Source organism: Pseudoxanthomonas dokdonensis (assembly GCF_001431405.1).
GTDB lineage: Bacteria > Pseudomonadota > Gammaproteobacteria > Xanthomonadales > Xanthomonadaceae > Pseudoxanthomonas_A > Pseudoxanthomonas_A dokdonensis.
In genome coordinates, this window is the sequence record NZ_LDJL01000011.1 from 451324 (window position 1) to 466946 (window position 15623).

Sequence of the window (15623 nt, forward strand, 5' to 3'; positions counted from 1 at the left end):
TTTCCTTAGCTGTTCTTGAGCACGATCTGGTAAGCCACCACGCCGGCTTCGCGGCAGCGGTCGATGGCTTTTTCCAGGATCTCGAAGAACTCCTTCAACAGGAACATCTGCAGGTTGTCCAAGCGTCCGGAATAGATGTCGCGATACAGCTCAAGCATCAGCCGGTCGGCTTCGTTCTCGATCGCGCGCAGTTTCTCATTGAGCGCGGTCATCCGGTCGATGTTCATCTTCGGCAGTTCCTTGACCATGTCCACCACCACCGCGGCAGCCTGCTCCAGCATCGCCGCGCGCGGCGCGAAGTCGATGTGTTCCAGGTGCTGGGTGGCCAGCGAATAGCGGTCGGCGAACTTCTCGACCTGCTTGGGAATCTTGTACAGGGCCGACCCCAGCGATTCGATGTCCTCGCGCTCGATCGGGGTGATGAAGCTGTCGACCAGCGCCTGGCCAATCTTGTCCGAAGCGGTGCGTTCACGCTGGCGGGCCAGCTTGAAGGCATCCAGCGCCGGCTGGCGGTCGCTCTCGCGCATCATCACGTGGAGAGCCTGGGTGCTGTCGTAGGCGGCTTGGGCGGCTTCGTCCAGCAAGGTGTAGAACTGCTGGCCGGAGCCAAAAATCGTCTGCAACGAGAACATCTGGGTCATCCTGCCGTCTCGGGACGGACGGCTACAGGTGCGGAATTATGACGGTTTCGTGACCCGAGGTCACAGCCCCCCGCCCCGGCGGACGCCCCGGCACCGGTCCGTGGCCTTTCCGCGGGCGCCAGGTTTGCTAAACTCCGTCGGCGCCCGGAAGGGCGCAACCTATGGAAGACGACCCTTACTCCCCCGCCCGTTACCGCTCGCAGCGCCCGTGCCTGCCCGCCCCCGCGCCCGTCAACCGGGAGGTGCGCCGTGCTTGAACTGGCCATCGTCGCCGCCCTGATCCTGCTCAACGCCTTCTTCGCATTGTCGGAAATGGCCTTGATGACCTCGCGCAAGCTGCGGCTCAAGCAGATGGCCCAGACCAGCCGTGGCGCGCGCGCCGCGTTGACCCTGGCCGAGCACCCCGACAATCTGCTGTCCACGGTCCAGGTCGGCATCACCCTGATTGGCGTGCTCACCGGCCTGTTCGGCGGCGACGCGATCGGGGCCATGATCGCCGAATGGCTGGCCGACATCTGGCCCAACGCCAGGGAATACAGCCACGCCATCGGCATCGGTACCGCGGTCAGCCTGATCACCGCCGGCCAGGTCATCTTCGGCGAACTCATCCCCAAGCGCCTTGCCCTGACCAACCCCGAGCAGATTGCCGCGGTGGTGGCGATGCCGCTGTACTGGCTGTCGCGCGCCGCGCGACCGGTGGTGATGGTGCTGGGCGCGATCAATCGCGGCGTCCTGCGCCTGCTGGGCATCCGCGACGACAACCGCAACGCCATCAGCGAAGAGGAAATCCGCCTGCTGGTCAGCGAGGGCCACGAGCAGGGCGTCATCGACGCCGATGAGCGCAACATGATGAACCGCGTGCTGCGGCTGGGTGATCGCACCGCCGACAGCCTGATGACGCCACGCAAGAAGGTCATCTGGCTGGACGCCGCCGCCAGCTACGACGACAACGTCGAGGTCATGCGCGAATCGCAGTTCTCCCGCTTCCCGGTCTACCGTGGCAACGACCAGGACGTGGTCGGCGTGCTTGAGGTCAAGACTCTGCTGGACCGGTTTGCCGACCCGCAGCCGGAAATCTTCCGCAACCTGCGCGAGCCGCTGTTCGTGTCCGAATCGACCCACGCGATGAAGCTGCTGGAAATCTTCCGCGAAGAGCACCAGTCGCTGGCGCTGGTGGTCGACGAATACGGTGAAATCCAGGGCCTGGTGACCCTGAGCGACCTGATGGGCGCGGTCGTCGGCCGCCTGCAGGCCGCCGAGAACACCGACGAGGACGCGCTGGTGGTGACCCGCGCCGACGGTTCGCTGCTGGTCGATGGTTCGTTGCCCAACGATGACCTGCGCGAGCTGATCGGCGGCGTCGACCTGCCCAACGACGAGGAATACAACACCGTCGCAGGCTTGATGATCGATCGCTTCGGGCGCATCCCGCATGTCGGCGAGTTCATCGAATGGGCCGGTTGGCGGTTCGAGGTGGTCGACCTTGACGGCGCCCGCATCGACAAGCTGCTGCTGCAGAAACTGACGGAAGATGAAGGCGATGACATCACCGCCTGAGCATGCGCCGCCGCCCCATGTCACCACGAGACAACTGCTGGACGAGTTCGCGTTGGGCGCTCCCGACGACGTGCTGCGGCTGGGAGACCTGCTGAGCGGTTTCGGCCAGAGTTGCTTCGGCCTGTTGCTGTTCCTGGCGGTGATTCCCGCCTTCATTCCCATCCCCGGCGTCGGCGGTGCGATCAGTGGGCCCCTGGTGGTGCTGGTCGGGGTGCAATTGCTGCTGGGCCTGTCGCAGCTGTGGCTGCCGGCATTCGTCAAATCGCGCGGGCCGCATCGCAGCACGATGGAGCGTTTCCGTACTTCGATTTCGCCATGGCTCAAGCGACTGGAAAAACTGGTCAGGCCACGGTTGTCGGGCCTGCTCAACAATCGGCTGGCGTTGTCCTTCACCGGGCTGTTGCTGGTGTTGCTGGGCATCCTGCTGGCGTTGCCGATACCGTTTACCAACTACCTGTTCGCGGCCATGCTGCTGCTGTTCGCGCTGGCCCTGCTGGAACGCGACGGCGCGTTGTTGCTGGTGGCGTGGCTGGTCGGTGGCGTGGCGGTGGTGGTGTTCGGATTCCTGTCCGGCAACCTGCTGCAGGCATTGAGCGGTCTGCTGTCGCGCTGGATGTAGCGCGCCACGAACCTCCGGCGCTGCCTGTCTCCAGAAATCAGCCCGAACAGCCCGCTTGAACAGTCCACTTGGAAATCATTTCGAAATGGGCACTGCCGGCCGACAGGCATCGGACGGCGGCGAACAGCGGCGCCAACGCCGCGCCAGCTCGTCGGCATCAGCCGGTCAGCTGGCCATCTGGTTCAATTCATGCGCGCTGACCGGATAGCCCAGCCAGTAGCCCTGCGCCAGATCGCAGCCACGTTCGCGCAGCAGATCCAGCTGCCCTTCCTGCTCGACGCCTTCGGCGACCACGGTGATGCCGAGTGAATGGGCCATCGCGATAATCGCGGTGGTCAGCGCCAGATCATCCGGATCGCGCAACATGTCGGCGATGAAGCTGCGGTCAATCTTGACCCCATCGACCGGTACCCGGCGCAGATGGCTCAAGCCGGAGAAGCCGGTGCCGAAATCATCCAGCCAGACCTTGACCCCGGCCCGGTGCAAAGTCGACAGCAGCGCGCTGGCATGGGCTTCGTCGCTGATCACCGCGGTTTCGGTCAGCTCCAGATGCAGGCGCCCCGGCGCCAGACCGGTTTCGCGCAGGCACTCGGCCACGGTTTCCGGCAGGTCACCGCTGCGCAGCTGGCGTGGCGAGACGTTGACCGAAATGAACGGCTTTTCCAGGGTATCGTCCTCGAAACCCCAGCGTGCCGCCGCCGCACAGGCCGCACGCAGCACGCGCGGTCCAATGACTTCGATCAATCCGCTCTGCTCGGCCACGTCGATGAACACCGAAGGCGCGACCATGCCCAGTTCCGGATGCTGCCAGCGCAGCAAGGCCTCGGCACCGACCAGCTTGCCATCGCTCAGCCGCACTACCGGCTGGTAGACCAGGCTCAACTCGCCGCGCTCCCAGGCACCACGCAGTTCCTGCTCCATGCGCACCCGGCGCTCGACCGCCTGATCCATCGCCCGGCTGTAGAAGCGATAGCAGTTCTTGCCGGCGACCTTGGCCTGGTACATCGCGATGTCGCCATTCTTCATCAACGCCGATGCGCCGGCCGCGTCCTCCGGGAACAGGGTGATGCCGATCGAGGTGCCGAGGAATACCTGGCGGTCCTGGATCAGCAAGGGCCGTGACAGCTCGGCAACCAGGTTTTCCGCCAGTTGGGTGGCCCTGGCCCGGACATCGCCATCCTGGATCAGGATCACGAACTCGTCACCGCCAAAGCGCGCCAGCAAGGCATCGTCGCCGCCCAGCAACTGCACCGACTCGTTGATGCGGTTGGCGAACTGCAACAGCACCTCATCACCGGCCTCGTGGCCGAGGGTGTCGTTGACGCGCTTGAAATCATCGATGTCGGCGAACAGCAGGGCCAGGTGGCGGCCGGCACCACGCACCATCATCAGGCGATGGTCCAGGCTTTCGCGAAACGCCAGCCGGTTCGTCAGCCCGGTCAGTGAATCGGTATAGGCCATCCGCCGCACATCGCGGTCGTGGCGGGCAATGCTCTCGCTCATCGTGCTGAATCCGCGCATCAACTCGCCCAGCTCGTCGCGGCGATGGCTGACCATGCGCCCGCTCTCATAGTTGCCCGCCTCGATCGCGCGCGCGGCGGCGGCCAGATCCCGGATCGGACGCACCAGTGTGCGCTGCATCAGCACCACCACCACCACGCAGGTCGCCATCAGCGCGGCCAGCAGCGCGCCGACCAGCAGCAGGTGGCGTTGGCCCAACGCGTCCAGGCGCTGCTTCGCTGCCGCCAGTGCCGAGGTTTCGTGGGCGCGCACCGAGGCGATCGAATAGCCGACGCGGACACCGCCCAGGCGTTGCTCGCCAACCATGATCGGCTCGGATACATCGACGACGTCCGCCGACCACTGGGTGGTCAGCTTGTCGCCATTGATCGCCTCGTAGGCCAGCGGGTCGCTCATCTGGCGGCCGTAGGAGGCGATCTCGTCGGTGCCATCGTGGATGATGCGGCCCTGCGCGTCATAGACCAGCGCGTAGCTCACGTCCGGCGCTTTCTGCGCCGAACGCAGCACGCTTCCGATTTCCTCCAGATCGAAGTAATACAGTGGGTTGGCCAGCATCTCGGCAAGCTGTTCGACCGCCGCCTCGCCCTGCCGCTGCAGGTTTTCCTCGACCATGCCATGCATTGCCTGGCGGCCCAGTTCGGCAACCTCTGCCTGCATCGTCGACTGGCGATGCAACAGGGTCGCCAGCAACGACAGCACGACCACCATCATGATCGCCATGGCAATGGCGAACTTGGCCTGCAGTCCGGACACCAGCGGCCTCATTCCAGCTTCTCGCGGACCATGCCGACGCCTTGGCGCAGGTGGTCAAGGGATTGCTGCGAGGCCGCGTCCACCGGCAGGAAGCGGGTGGTACGGAAGAACTGGTCCAGCGCCTGTTTGGCCTGCGGGTCCTGCGATGCCTGCAGCAGGACTTCGCGCAGTCGCTGCTCGACCTTTGCCGGCATGTCGCCGCGTACCATTTCCAGCGCGCGCGGGTAGTCGGGCGTGCGATGGATGATGCGGAAATCGCGTTTGAAGGCGCTCGGAATGCGCAGCGGATTGTCCCAGTCCAGGTTGCTGACCACGCCGGCATCGACCAGCCGCTTGTGGACCCAGGTACCAATGTTGACCTCGGAACGGGCAAACACGTAACCGACGGAATCGGGACTGGGCCGGTCCATCGGCGAGAGCAGGATTTCCATCTTCAGGCCGTTGTCCAGCAACGACACCGACGGCGCGAAGTAGGCGCTGGTCGATGCCGTGTTCTGGAACGCCACCGCGTGCCCGGGCAGGTCCTTCAGGGTCTGGATCCGACTGTCGCGGCGTACGAAGAACAGTCCGTGGTACCGGCTGACCCCGCCACGCTCGGTCAGCAGCAGCGGCTTGGCACCGGCGCGATCCTGCAGGCGCATGGCGGTACCGGCGGTCTCGGTGACCCAGTCGACCCGGCCGCGGCGCAGGTAGCTGGCCATCTGCTGGGCATCGCGCGCCATCAGGATCCGTCCCTCGCTGATGCCGACATCGCGCATCCGTGGGATCACGTAATCCAGTAGCGGCTTGAGCTGTTCATAATGGGCACGCGGGTCGTCACTGATGCGGCCGAGCACCAGCACGTGATCACCCTCATCGGTATCCAGCGTCTGCGCCTGCAGCGACCACGACACTGCGCCAAACACCACCAGCCACAGCACGAGTCGAAACATTCGCAACTCGCCCTTCCCCTTGTTCGAATCCAGCGAGACTAGCCGAATTTGCCACGTCTGGACAGACGGCAACAGGCCGCGCATTTTCCGCTGAATGCAGAAACGTCGCAGCCGGCCCGGCCGTTCAGTCTTTGCCCGCCAGTCGTGCCATCCGTTGGGCATCGGCGAGAATGCCGCGCAGCAAGCGGACTTCCTGCTCACTGGGTTGTGCGCGCAGGAACAAACGGCGCAACTTGCGCATCGCCGAATCCGGCGCGCGCCCCTTGTGGAAGTCGATGTCGTCCAGGGTCTGGCCAAGTTGCTGGAAGAAGCCCTCCATCTGCGCATGCGCGGCCGGCATCTGGTTCGGATATTGCGGCGGCGCTGTCGGTGCCGGCTCGCCAAGCATGCACAGCCGCAGCTCATAGCACAGCACCTGCACCGCGGCGGCCAGGTTGAGCGAGCTGTATTCGGGATTGGCCGGGATATGCACCGCGGCATGGCACAGCTGCAACTCCTCGTTGGTCAAACCGGTGCGTTCGCGGCCGAATACCAGCGCTACCGCGCCGCTGGCAGCCTGGGCCACGGCCAGCGCGGCCGCCTGCCTGGGCAGCCATTCGTCGAGCTGCACGCGGCGGCTGCGCGCGGTACAGCCGAGTACGTACTGGCAGTCGGCCACCGCCTCGGCCAGGGTCGCCACCACCCGGGCCTCGGCCAGCAGGTCATCGGCCCCGGCCGCCCGGCGGTAGGCCTCGTCGCTGGGGAAGTCCTCCGGGGCGACCAGCACCAGTTGCGACAAGCCCATGGTCTTGAGGGCACGGGCGGCGGCGCCGATGTTGCCGGGATGCTGGGTGCCGACCAGCACGATGCGCAGCTGCGAAGCCGGCACCGGGGCCGCTGGTTGAGGAGGGGACGGCTTGGATGGGGAATTTTCAGGCGTGTTCATGGGTGCAGATGTTAAACTGTGCGGGCCGGTCATCGAACCGTGCTGCTCTTTTCCTTCGTTCGCCCCCTGTTGCCTGTCCCGAGGTCCGTTAGCCATGCAGAAACCCGTCGTCACCGTCATGGTCAAGGCCGCCCGCCTGGCAGGCAATGTCCTGTTGCGCAACATCAACAAGCTGGACAGCCTGAACGTCATCCAGAAGGACCGGATGGATTATGCGAGCGAAGTCGACGCCGATGCCGAAAAGGTCATCATCAAGGAACTCAAGCGCGCCTACCCCGAATACGCCATCGTCGGCGAGGAAGGCGGGCCGCAGGGCAACGGCCGCCATACCTTCATCATCGACCCGCTCGACGGCACCAGCAATTACCTGCATGGCATCCCGCACTACTGCGTGTCGATTGCCCTGTGCGAGAACGGCGAACCGACCGACGCGGTGATTTTCGACCCATTGCGCAATGAACTGTTCACCGCCAGCCGTGGCTCGGGTGCCCAGCTCAATGAGCGCCGCATCCGCGTCACCGATCGCAAGGAACTGGCCGGCACCCTGATCGGTACCGGTTTCGCCCCGCGCGAGCGCGCCCGCGTCGGTGCCCAGCTGGAATGCGTGCGCGAGCTGCTGGTCCATGCCGAAGACGTCCGCCGCGCCGGTTCGGCGGCCCTGGACCTGGCCTATGTCGCCTGCGGTCGCCTGGATGCCTATTTCGAGGCCGGCGTGCGCGACTGGGATATCGCCGCCGGCATGCTGCTGGTCCGCGAAGCCGGCGGCAAGGTCAGCGACTTCAAGGGCGGCCCGCTGCTGAAGATCGATGGCCGCGGCGCACTCAGCCGCCAGATCGTCGCCGGCAACCTGCGCGTCTGCGAGGCGACCCAGAAAGTCATCGTCTCTTCCGGCTACGCCAAGACCTTCAGCTGAAACAGTGGGCCCGGCAGCGCGGCAACTGTCGCGTCTGCCGCAGCAGTTGCCACGCCCACAAAAAAGCCGCGCTTCCGCGCGGCTTTTCTATTATCTGCCTGATGGCCTACCGGCTCAGGGACGACGCGCCAGTGCGGCCTCGTCCTTGGCCTTGGGCATCAGGTCCTGCTTGGTGACCTTGAGGAAGCCGATGGTCAACAGCGGGCAGGCGATGAAGATCGACGACAGGGTACCGGTCACAGCGCCAATCATCTGGGTCAGCGCCAGGCCTTCCAGCGAGCCGCCGCCATACAGGTACAGCGCCAGCACCGACAGGAAGAACACCAGCGAGGTGATGATGGTGCGCGACAGGGTCTGGTTGATCGACTGGTTCATCACTTCCATCGGGCCGGCACGCATGCCGCGGAAGTTCTCGCGGACGCGGTCGAATACGACGATGGTGTCGTTGATCGAGAAACCCATTACCGACAGCAGGCCGGCCAGCACGGTCAGGTCGAAGTCGGCCCCGGTCCAGGCAAAGTAGGCCGCCGACAGCAGCACGTCGAACAGCGTGGTCAGGGTGGCCACCACCGCGAACTTCCATTCGAAGCGGAAGCCGATGTAGATCAGGAAGCCGACCACCACGAAGATGGCCGCATACAGGCCATTCATCGCCAACTCCTTGCCGACCTGCGGACCGACGAATTCGTTGCGCAGCAGGGTCGCCTTGTTGTCACTGGTGCCGACCGCGGCCAGCACTTCCTGGGCGGTGCGGTTGTTGGCGTCGGTCGAGGTCACCCCGTCACGCGGCTGCAGCCGCACCAGGATGTCGCTGCCACTGCCGAAGTTCTGCACCTGCGCGCCTTCGTAGCCGGCCTTGCCGAGCCGCTCGCGCACCTGGGCCACGTCGGCCGGACGCTCGAAGCGGACTTCGACCACGGTACCGCCGGTGAAATCCAGGGCGTAGTTGAAGCCCTTGCCGATGATGCCGCCCAGCGCCGCCAGGAACAGCAGGCCGGCGACGGTCAGCGCGACCCCGCGCATGCGCATGAAGTCGATGCGGGTATCGTTGGGAATGAAAGTAAACGGAAAGATGTTCATGTTGTCGTTCGTTCCCTTAGATGGCCACGGACTTGAGCTTCTTGCGACGCCCGTAGATCAGCACCGCCAGTGCGCGTGAAACGGTGATGGCGGTGAACATCGAGGCCAGGATGCCGATGACCATGGTGATCGCGAAGCCCTTCAGCGGACCGGTACCGAATGCCATCAAGGCCACGCCCGCGATGATGCCGGTCAGGTTGGCGTCGAGGATGGTGCCGCCGGCCTTCTCGTAACCGCTGGCAATCGCGGTCTTGGGCGGCACGCCAGCGCGCAGCTCTTCGCGGATGCGCTCGTTGATCAGCACGTTGGCATCGACTGACAGGCCGATCGACAACGCCAGGCCGGCGAAGCCAGGCAGGGTCATGGTCGCGCCGAACAGCGACATCACCGCGACCACGATCAGCAGGTTAAGCAGCAGGGCGATGCCGGTGATCACGCCGAACATGCGGTAGTAGATCGAAAAGAACACCAGGGTGAACACGAACGCGTAGACCACCGCGGTGACGCCGCGTTCCACGTTTTCCTTGCCCAGGCTGGGGCCGACGATGCGTTCTTCGACGAAGTCCATCGGCGCGGCCAGCGAGCCGGCGCGCAGCAGCTTGGCCAGTTCATCGGCTTCGGTCTTTTCCAGGCCAGTGGTCTGGAAATCCTTGCCGAATACGCCATTGATGTTGGCCACCGAGATCACTTCTTCCTTGACCCGGGTGGTACGGACTTCCTTGCCGTCGACGATGTCGACCTGCGGAATGCGCTCGATGTAGACCACCGCCATCGGCTTGCCGACATTGGCGCTGGTGAAGTCGAACATGCGCTGGCCACCAACGTTGTTCAACTTGACGCTGACCGCCGGCAGGCCGTTCTGGTCGGTCGAGGCGGTGGCGGTGACCATCTGGTCACCCGAGGTGATGATGCGCTTGTTCAGCAGCACCGGCACCGGCTTGCCATCCGGACCCAGTTCGCGACGGTAGTAGACCCGTGCTTCTGGCGGCACGTTGCCGCTGGACACGGCGTCGTAGGCATTGCCATCGACCACCGCACGGTATTCCAGGGTCGCGGTGGCACCGATCATGCGCTTGGCTTCGGCGGTGTCCTGTACACCCGGCAACTGGACCACGATGCGGTCGCTACCCTGGCGCTGGATGATCGGTTCGGCCACGCCCAGCTGGTTGATGCGGTTGCGCAGGGTGGTGATGTTCTGCTCGATGGCATCGCCGGCGATCTGGTTGAGTTCGCTTTCCGGCAGGCCGATGGTCAGCTGCTTGCCTTCCAGGCTGTAGCTCAGGCCGGCACCGCCGACCAGCGCGGCACTGCCACTGGCATTGGACGCGCTCAGGTTCTTGGCCAGCAGATCCCGGGCCTTGCCGCCTTCGTCGGCCGAGGCCAGGGTCACCACGATGCTGTTGTCGGGCCGGCGTTCGACCGACTCGTAGCGCACGCGGTTGTCACGCAGGGTCACCCGGGTGTCTTCGACATAGGCGTCGACACGCTTGTCCAGCGCCGCCTTCTGGTCGACCTGTAGCACGAAATGCACGCCGCCCTGCAAATCCAGGCCACGCACCATCGGCCGCGCGCCGAGGTCACTGAGCCAGGAGGGCACGGTCGAAGCCAGGTTCAATGCCAGCGTGTAGTCCTCGCCCAGTACCGGACGCAGGGTGTCATTGGCCTTGGTCTGGTCTTCCAGGCTGGACAACCGCACCAGCAGGCTCTTGTCGTCCTGATCCAGTGACTTGGCGGTGACGCCAGCGCCTTTCAACGCCGTTTCCACCCGCTTGGTCAGGTTGGCGTCGATTTCGAAGCCACGGTTGGCGGTGATCTGCACCGAAGGATCCTGCGGGTAGATATTGGGCAGCGCGTAGAACGCACTGAACAACACGACCAACAGGATGAGCACGTATTTCCAGCGTGGGAATTCAAGCATACCGGCTACCCGCGCCAACCCGGACGGGCCAGCGCTCAGGAGAAAAAGAAAGAAATCAGGCGGACTTCAGGGTGCCCTTGGGCAGCACGTTGCCGACCGCGGCCTTCTGCACGCGGACCTGCACGCCATTGGCGATTTCGACGGTGACGAAGTTGTCACCCAGGCCGACCACGGTGCCAGCGATGCCGCCGGAGGTGATGACCTCGTCGCCCTTGGACAGCTTGTCCAGCATGGCCCGGTGTTCCTTCTGGCGCTTCATCTGCGGCCGGATCATCAGGAAGTACATCACCGCAATCAGGGCCACCGGCATCACCAGCATGCTCAGGCCACCGCCCGCGGGGGCCGCACCGACCAGCGGCATCTGCGCCGTGGCCACAACAATATCGAGCAGATTCATGTATTTATCCGTCCAAGTACGAAAATAGCCGGGAATTATGCCACGCAAGGGCCATCCCCGTCGCTGCAAGCGCTCCCCGCCCCGCCGGGTCTGCCGGCCGGTGGCGGATTAAAGACCGCGTGGCGCCGGTTTGGTTCCCGCGGATGGCGCCACCGGCATGCCCTGGCCCGGTAGCGCCGCGCCGCGCGCGGCATAGAAATGCTCGCGGAACGAGGCAAAGCCGCCTTGCTCGATGGCGCTACGCATGTCGGCCATCAGCTTCTGGTAGTACCACAGGTTGTGCAGCGTCCCCAGCATCGGTGCCAGCATTTCGTTGCAGCGGTCCAGGTGGCGCAGATACGCACGCGTGTAACCATGGCTGCAGGCATAGCAGCCGCAGCCGGGCTCAATCGGGTCCAGATCCTGCTCGTATCTGGCGTTGCGGATGCGTACGGTGCCGAATGAGGTGAAATAGTGGCCATTGCGGGCGTTGCGGGTCGGCATCACGCAGTCGAACATGTCGACCCCGCGCGCCACCGCCTCGACCAGATCCTCGGGCCGGCCCACGCCCATCAGGTAACGCGGCTGGTCGTCCGGCAGCAGTGGATGCACATGGTCGAGCATGCGATTGCGTTCGGCCTCCGGCTCACCCACTGCCAGTCCGCCAATGGCATAACCGTCAAAGCCGATCTCGCGCAGCCTGGCCGCCGAACGCTCACGCAGGCGCTCATGCACGCCGCCCTGGACGATGCCGAACAGCGCCGCGTCGTTGCCTTCGTGGGCGCGCTTGCTGCGTTCGGCCCAGCGCAGGCTGAGTTCCATCGACTTGCCAGCCACCTCCTCGGTCGCCGGATACGGCGTGCACTCATCGAAAATCATCACGATGTCCGAATCCAGGACCTTCTGGATATGCATGCTCTCTTCCGGCCCCAGGAACACCTTGCTGCCGTCCACCGGCGAGGCGAAGGTCACGCCCTGTTCGGTGATTTTGCGGCTGTGGGCCAGCGAGAACACCTGGAACCCACCGGAATCGGTGAGGATTGGCTTGTCCCAGCGCGCGAAGCGGTGCAGGCCCTGGTGTTTTTCGATCACCTCCAGACCCGGCCGCAGGTACAGGTGGAAGGTATTGCCGAGGATGATTTCCGCGCCCAGCGCTTCGATATGTTCCGGCAGGATGCCCTTGACCGAGCCATAGGTGCCGACCGGCATGAAGGCCGGCGTTTCGACCGTGCCACGCGGGAAGGTCAGACGGCCGCGGCGGGCGACGCCGTCATTGCCGAGCAGTTGGAAATTCATTCGTGACATGGTGGTTTTCAGCTTCGCCCGGAGGGCATGAAGTTCAGTGAACAGGTAGGGACGGCATCGCGAGCGACCCGCGGTGGTCAGTCCGTGTGGCTGCCTGCCGGGGTTGGTTCTGGATGTTGCGCCGGGAACAGCAGCATCGCATCGCCGTAGGAAAAGAACCGGTAGCGCTCACGCACCGCGTGGTCATAGGCATCGAAGATGCGCTGCTTGCCGGCAAACGCCGACACCAGCATCAGCAGCGTGCTTTCCGGTAGATGGAAATTGGTCAGCAACGCGTCGACACTGCGGATGCGATAGCCGGGAAAGATGAAGATGCGGGTTTCACCGGCGAACGGCTGCAACTCGCCCCCGGGCGAGGCATCGCTGCTGCGCCAGGCGCTTTCCAGCGCGCGGACCACGGTGGTGCCGACCGCCACCACCCGCCCGCCACGCGCACGGGTGGCGCGGACCTGTTCGACCAGGCTGGCGCCGACATTCAACCATTCGCTGTGCATGTGATGCTGGCGTACGTCATCCACCCGCACCGGCTGGAAAGTGCCGGCACCCACATGCAGGGTGACATGGCCGAACTCCACCCCTTTGCCGCGCAATGCCGCCAGCAACGCATCGTCGAAATGCAGCCCGGCGGTCGGTGCGGCGACCGCGCCCAGGTTGCGCGCGAACACCGTTTGATAGCGCTCATCGTCATCGACCCCGGCTTCGCGCTGGATGTACGGCGGCAACGGCAGTCGACCGGCTTTCAGCAGCCAGCTTTCCAGTGAATCCGGCACATCGAAGCGCAACTGGTAGAACTCACCCTCGCGCCCCAGCACCTCGGCGCTGCCACCGGCATCGAGCTGGATGCGGCCGCCGGGCCTGGGCGACTTGCTGGCACCGATCTGCGCCCGCGCATGGTTGTCCGGCAGCAGTCGCTCGATCAGGATTTCGACCCGCCCGCCCGTGTCCTTCTGCCCGAACAGCCGTGCCGGAATGACCCGGGTGTCGTTGAACACCAGCAGATCGCCGGGCCGCAACCAGTCCACCAGATCACGCACGTGCTGATCGACCAGCGCTGCATCCGCGGGCGGTACCACCAGCATGCGACTGGCCGAACGTTCGGCCAGGGGCGCCTGCGCGATCAGCGCCTCGGGCAGCTCGAAATGGAAATCGGATTTCTTCACGGTAAGGCGTGCTGACAGCAAAGTGCACATTGTACCCAGTGAGCTGCCCTGGCCCGCCGTCGATGGCCGCCGCCGACACCGGTAGTCAGGCCGGAGCCGCCTTGGTCGCCGCTGCTGGCCGCTCGCCACGATGCCGCATCGCAGCAGTCGCCGGCCCCTGCCGGGTGGGGGTTACCGCGCCAAAATCGGCGTGTTAGCATCGGGCAACGTATTGAAATCAATAGGAAACACCGCATGCGAGGAACATCGCACGCGGGCGCCGCAGGGCTCTCCCGCGCGTTTCCCCCAGGAGGAAGAACATGAGTGTGATCGACAAGCTGGCCCCGCTACGGGCGCACCCCGGCAAACGGCTGACCCACGGACTGGACGATGCCACGCTGGAGCGGTTGCTGCCCTCGCACCCGGATCTGGGCGCCGCGATCGAGGCCGCGGCGACCGCCCATGCGCAATTGCAGGACGAGTTCAGCGACCTGTTCGACCAGGATGAAGCCGATCAGATCCACTCGGTGCAGCGCGGCTTCGTCAACTTCTATGCCGACGACGCGATCAACCCCTATATCGCCCTGGTGGCGCGTGGCCCGTGGGTGGTCAGCATCAACGGCGCGGTGCTGTATGACGCCGGTGGCTACGGCATGCTCGGCTTCGGCCACACCCCGCAGGCGATCATCGATGCGATGGCCAGGCCGCAGGTGATGGCCAACATCATGACCCCCAGCCTGTCGCAGCTTCAGTTCGATCGCGCCCTGCGCCGTGAAATCGGCCATAGCCGCGGCGGTTGTCCGTTCTCACGGTTCCTGTGCCTCAATTCCGGTTCCGAAGCGGTCGGCCTGGCCGCACGCATCGCCGACGTCAACACCAAGCTGCAGACCGATGCCGGCGGCGCGCATGCCGGCTGCAGCGTCAAGCGGGTGGTGGTCAAGGGCAGTTTCCATGGCCGTACCGATCGACCGGCGCTGTATTCGGATTCCTCGCGCAAGACCTATCAGCAGCACCTGGCCAGCTATCGCGACGAGCATTCGGTGATCACGGTCGCACCGTATGACAGCGATGCACTCAAGCAGGTATTCGCCGACGCCAAAAGTAACCAATGGTTCATCGAGGCGGTGTTCCTCGAGCCGGTGATGGGCGAAGGCGACCCCGGTCGTTCGGTGCCGCCAGCGTTCTACCAGGTGGCCCGCGAACTGACCCGCGAGCACGGCAGCCTGCTGCTGGTGGATTCGATCCAGGCCGGCCTGCGCGCCCACGGCGTGCTGTCGATCGTCGATTATCCCGGCTTCGAGCAACAGCAAGCGCCGGACATGGAGACCTATTCCAAGGCGCTCAACGCCGCCCAGTTCCCGTTGTCGGTGCTGGCGGTCAACGACCGCGTCGCCGGCCTGTACCGCAAGGGCATCTACGGCAACACCATGACCAGCAATCCGCGTGGCCTGGACGTGGCCTGCGCGGTGCTGGCGCAACTGACCCCGGCAATCCGCCAGAACATCCGCCTGCGTGGCGAACAGGCCGTGCAGAAACTGGAAAAACTGAAGGACGAACTGGGTGGCCTGATCACCCAGGTGCAGGGCACCGGCCTGCTGTTCTCGTGCGAACTCGCCCCGCAGTTCAAGTGCTACGGCGCCGGCTCCACCGAAGAATGGCTGCGCCAGCATGGCCTTAACGTCATCCACGGTGGCGCCAACTCGCTGCGCTTCACTCCGCATTTCGCGATGAGCGAGGAAGAACTGGACCTGCTGGTCGCGCTGGTCGGCCAAGCGCTGCGCGAAGGTCCGCGCGCCGAACAGGCCGCTGCGGCCTGAGCCGACGAATGAAGTAGAGCGGAGCTCGCTCCGCTACTCTGCCGGCGGCCGCGATGGCCGCCGGTTGCGGCAAAAGCCGGCGGACAAGCCTGGTTCCACAACAGCCTGGAGTGACCTGCGCCGAGGT

At 64.9% G+C, this 15623-nt stretch carries 13 protein-coding genes; 4 read left to right on the forward strand and 9 right to left on the reverse strand.

Annotated features, from left to right (window positions below; all coding sequences use genetic code 11):
• Positions 1-5: 5 nt before the first annotated feature.
• Entirely contained in the window at positions 6-632 is a 627-nt protein-coding gene (locus tag ABB29_RS11665; RefSeq protein WP_057659493.1) for a DUF47 domain-containing protein, read from the reverse strand.
• Between the two features lie 258 nt (positions 633-890).
• On the opposite strand from ABB29_RS11665, the gene ABB29_RS11670 reads away from it, so the two are divergent.
• Complete coding sequence (locus ABB29_RS11670; protein ID WP_057659179.1) at positions 891-2198, forward strand: hemolysin family protein; 1308 nt, start codon at positions 891-893, stop codon at positions 2196-2198.
• Complete coding sequence (locus ABB29_RS11675; RefSeq protein WP_057659495.1) at positions 2182-2817, forward strand: exopolysaccharide biosynthesis protein; 636 nt, start codon at positions 2182-2184, stop codon at positions 2815-2817. The genes ABB29_RS11670 and ABB29_RS11675 overlap by 17 nt, the downstream gene beginning before the upstream one ends.
• 165 nt (positions 2818-2982) lie before the next feature.
• Here ABB29_RS11675 and ABB29_RS11680 read toward each other — a convergent pair whose 3' ends face one another.
• The 3 genes from ABB29_RS11680 to ABB29_RS11690 all read right to left on the reverse strand — a co-directional run bounded on the left by ABB29_RS11680 (position 2983) and on the right by ABB29_RS11690 (position 6891).
• Positions 2983-5103, reverse strand: a complete 2121-nt coding sequence (locus tag ABB29_RS11680) for a putative bifunctional diguanylate cyclase/phosphodiesterase (RefSeq protein ID WP_057659181.1) — start codon at positions 5101-5103, stop codon at positions 2983-2985.
• Complete coding sequence (locus ABB29_RS11685) at positions 5100-6023, reverse strand: phosphate/phosphite/phosphonate ABC transporter substrate-binding protein (protein WP_083487835.1); 924 nt, start codon at positions 6021-6023, stop codon at positions 5100-5102. Before ABB29_RS11685 ends, ABB29_RS11680 begins: the two co-directional genes overlap by 4 nt.
• A 124-nt stretch (positions 6024-6147) precedes the next feature.
• Positions 6148-6891, reverse strand: coding sequence for an RNA methyltransferase (locus ABB29_RS11690; RefSeq protein ID WP_057659183.1), 744 nt, complete (start codon positions 6889-6891; stop codon positions 6148-6150).
• Positions 6892-7042: 151 nt separating this feature from the next.
• Here ABB29_RS11690 and ABB29_RS11695 point away from each other — a divergent pair, with 151 nt between their 5' ends.
• Positions 7043-7861 carry an inositol monophosphatase family protein gene (locus tag ABB29_RS11695; RefSeq protein ID WP_057659186.1) on the forward strand — a complete coding sequence of 273 codons (819 nt, stop codon included), beginning with the start codon at positions 7043-7045 and terminating at the stop codon, positions 7859-7861.
• 114 nt (positions 7862-7975) lie between these two features.
• Here the strand turns inward: ABB29_RS11695 and secF are convergent, their stop codons facing one another.
• The 5 genes from secF to queA all read right to left on the reverse strand — a co-directional run bounded on the left by secF (position 7976) and on the right by queA (position 13700).
• Positions 7976-8941: a protein translocase subunit SecF gene (gene secF, locus ABB29_RS11700; protein WP_057659188.1), complete on the reverse strand. Its 966-nt coding sequence runs from the start codon at positions 8939-8941 to the stop codon at positions 7976-7978.
• Between the two features lie 16 nt (positions 8942-8957).
• The gene (secD, locus tag ABB29_RS11705; protein ID WP_057659190.1) at positions 8958-10859 is read right to left on the reverse strand and encodes a protein translocase subunit SecD; all 1902 of its coding nucleotides are present in this window, start codon (positions 10857-10859) and stop codon (positions 8958-8960) included.
• A 55-nt stretch (positions 10860-10914) separates the two neighbouring features.
• Positions 10915-11256 carry a preprotein translocase subunit YajC gene (gene yajC / locus ABB29_RS11710; RefSeq protein WP_057659192.1) on the reverse strand — a complete coding sequence of 114 codons (342 nt, stop codon included), beginning with the start codon at positions 11254-11256 and terminating at the stop codon, positions 10915-10917.
• A gap of 108 nt (positions 11257-11364) precedes the next feature.
• A complete protein-coding gene (tgt, locus tag ABB29_RS11715) occupies positions 11365-12540 on the reverse strand; it encodes a tRNA guanosine(34) transglycosylase Tgt (protein WP_057659194.1) in 1176 nt (391 codons plus the stop codon).
• A 77-nt stretch (positions 12541-12617) separates the two neighbouring features.
• The gene (gene queA, locus ABB29_RS11720; protein WP_057659197.1) at positions 12618-13700 is read right to left on the reverse strand and encodes a tRNA preQ1(34) S-adenosylmethionine ribosyltransferase-isomerase QueA; all 1083 of its coding nucleotides are present in this window, start codon (positions 13698-13700) and stop codon (positions 12618-12620) included.
• A 299-nt stretch (positions 13701-13999) separates the two neighbouring features.
• Here queA and ABB29_RS11725 point away from each other — a divergent pair, with 299 nt between their 5' ends.
• Positions 14000-15496, forward strand: coding sequence for an aminotransferase class III-fold pyridoxal phosphate-dependent enzyme (locus tag ABB29_RS11725; RefSeq protein ID WP_057659199.1), 1497 nt, complete (start codon positions 14000-14002; stop codon positions 15494-15496).
• Positions 15497-15623: the final 127 nt, after the last annotated feature.

Coding starts and splice junctions, on each gene's coding strand:
- ABB29_RS11665 (WP_057659493.1), bottom strand. CDS start 632: ATGTTCTCGTTGCAGACGATTTTTGGCTCCGGCCAGCAGTTCTACACC.
- ABB29_RS11675 (WP_057659495.1), top strand. CDS start 2,182: ATGACATCACCGCCTGAGCATGCGCCGCCGCCCCATGTCACCACGAGA.
- ABB29_RS11680 (WP_057659181.1), bottom strand. CDS start 5,103: ATGAGGCCGCTGGTGTCCGGACTGCAGGCCAAGTTCGCCATTGCCATG.
- ABB29_RS11685 (WP_083487835.1), bottom strand. CDS start 6,023: ATGTTTCGACTCGTGCTGTGGCTGGTGGTGTTTGGCGCAGTGTCGTGG.
- ABB29_RS11695 (WP_057659186.1), top strand. CDS start 7,043: ATGCAGAAACCCGTCGTCACCGTCATGGTCAAGGCCGCCCGCCTGGCA.
- secF (WP_057659188.1), bottom strand. CDS start 8,941: ATGAACATCTTTCCGTTTACTTTCATTCCCAACGATACCCGCATCGAC.
- secD (WP_057659190.1), bottom strand. CDS start 10,859: ATGCTTGAATTCCCACGCTGGAAATACGTGCTCATCCTGTTGGTCGTG.
- yajC (WP_057659192.1), bottom strand. CDS start 11,256: ATGAATCTGCTCGATATTGTTGTGGCCACGGCGCAGATGCCGCTGGTC.
- tgt (WP_057659194.1), bottom strand. CDS start 12,540: ATGTCACGAATGAATTTCCAACTGCTCGGCAATGACGGCGTCGCCCGC.
- ABB29_RS11725 (WP_057659199.1), top strand. CDS start 14,000: ATGAGTGTGATCGACAAGCTGGCCCCGCTACGGGCGCACCCCGGCAAA.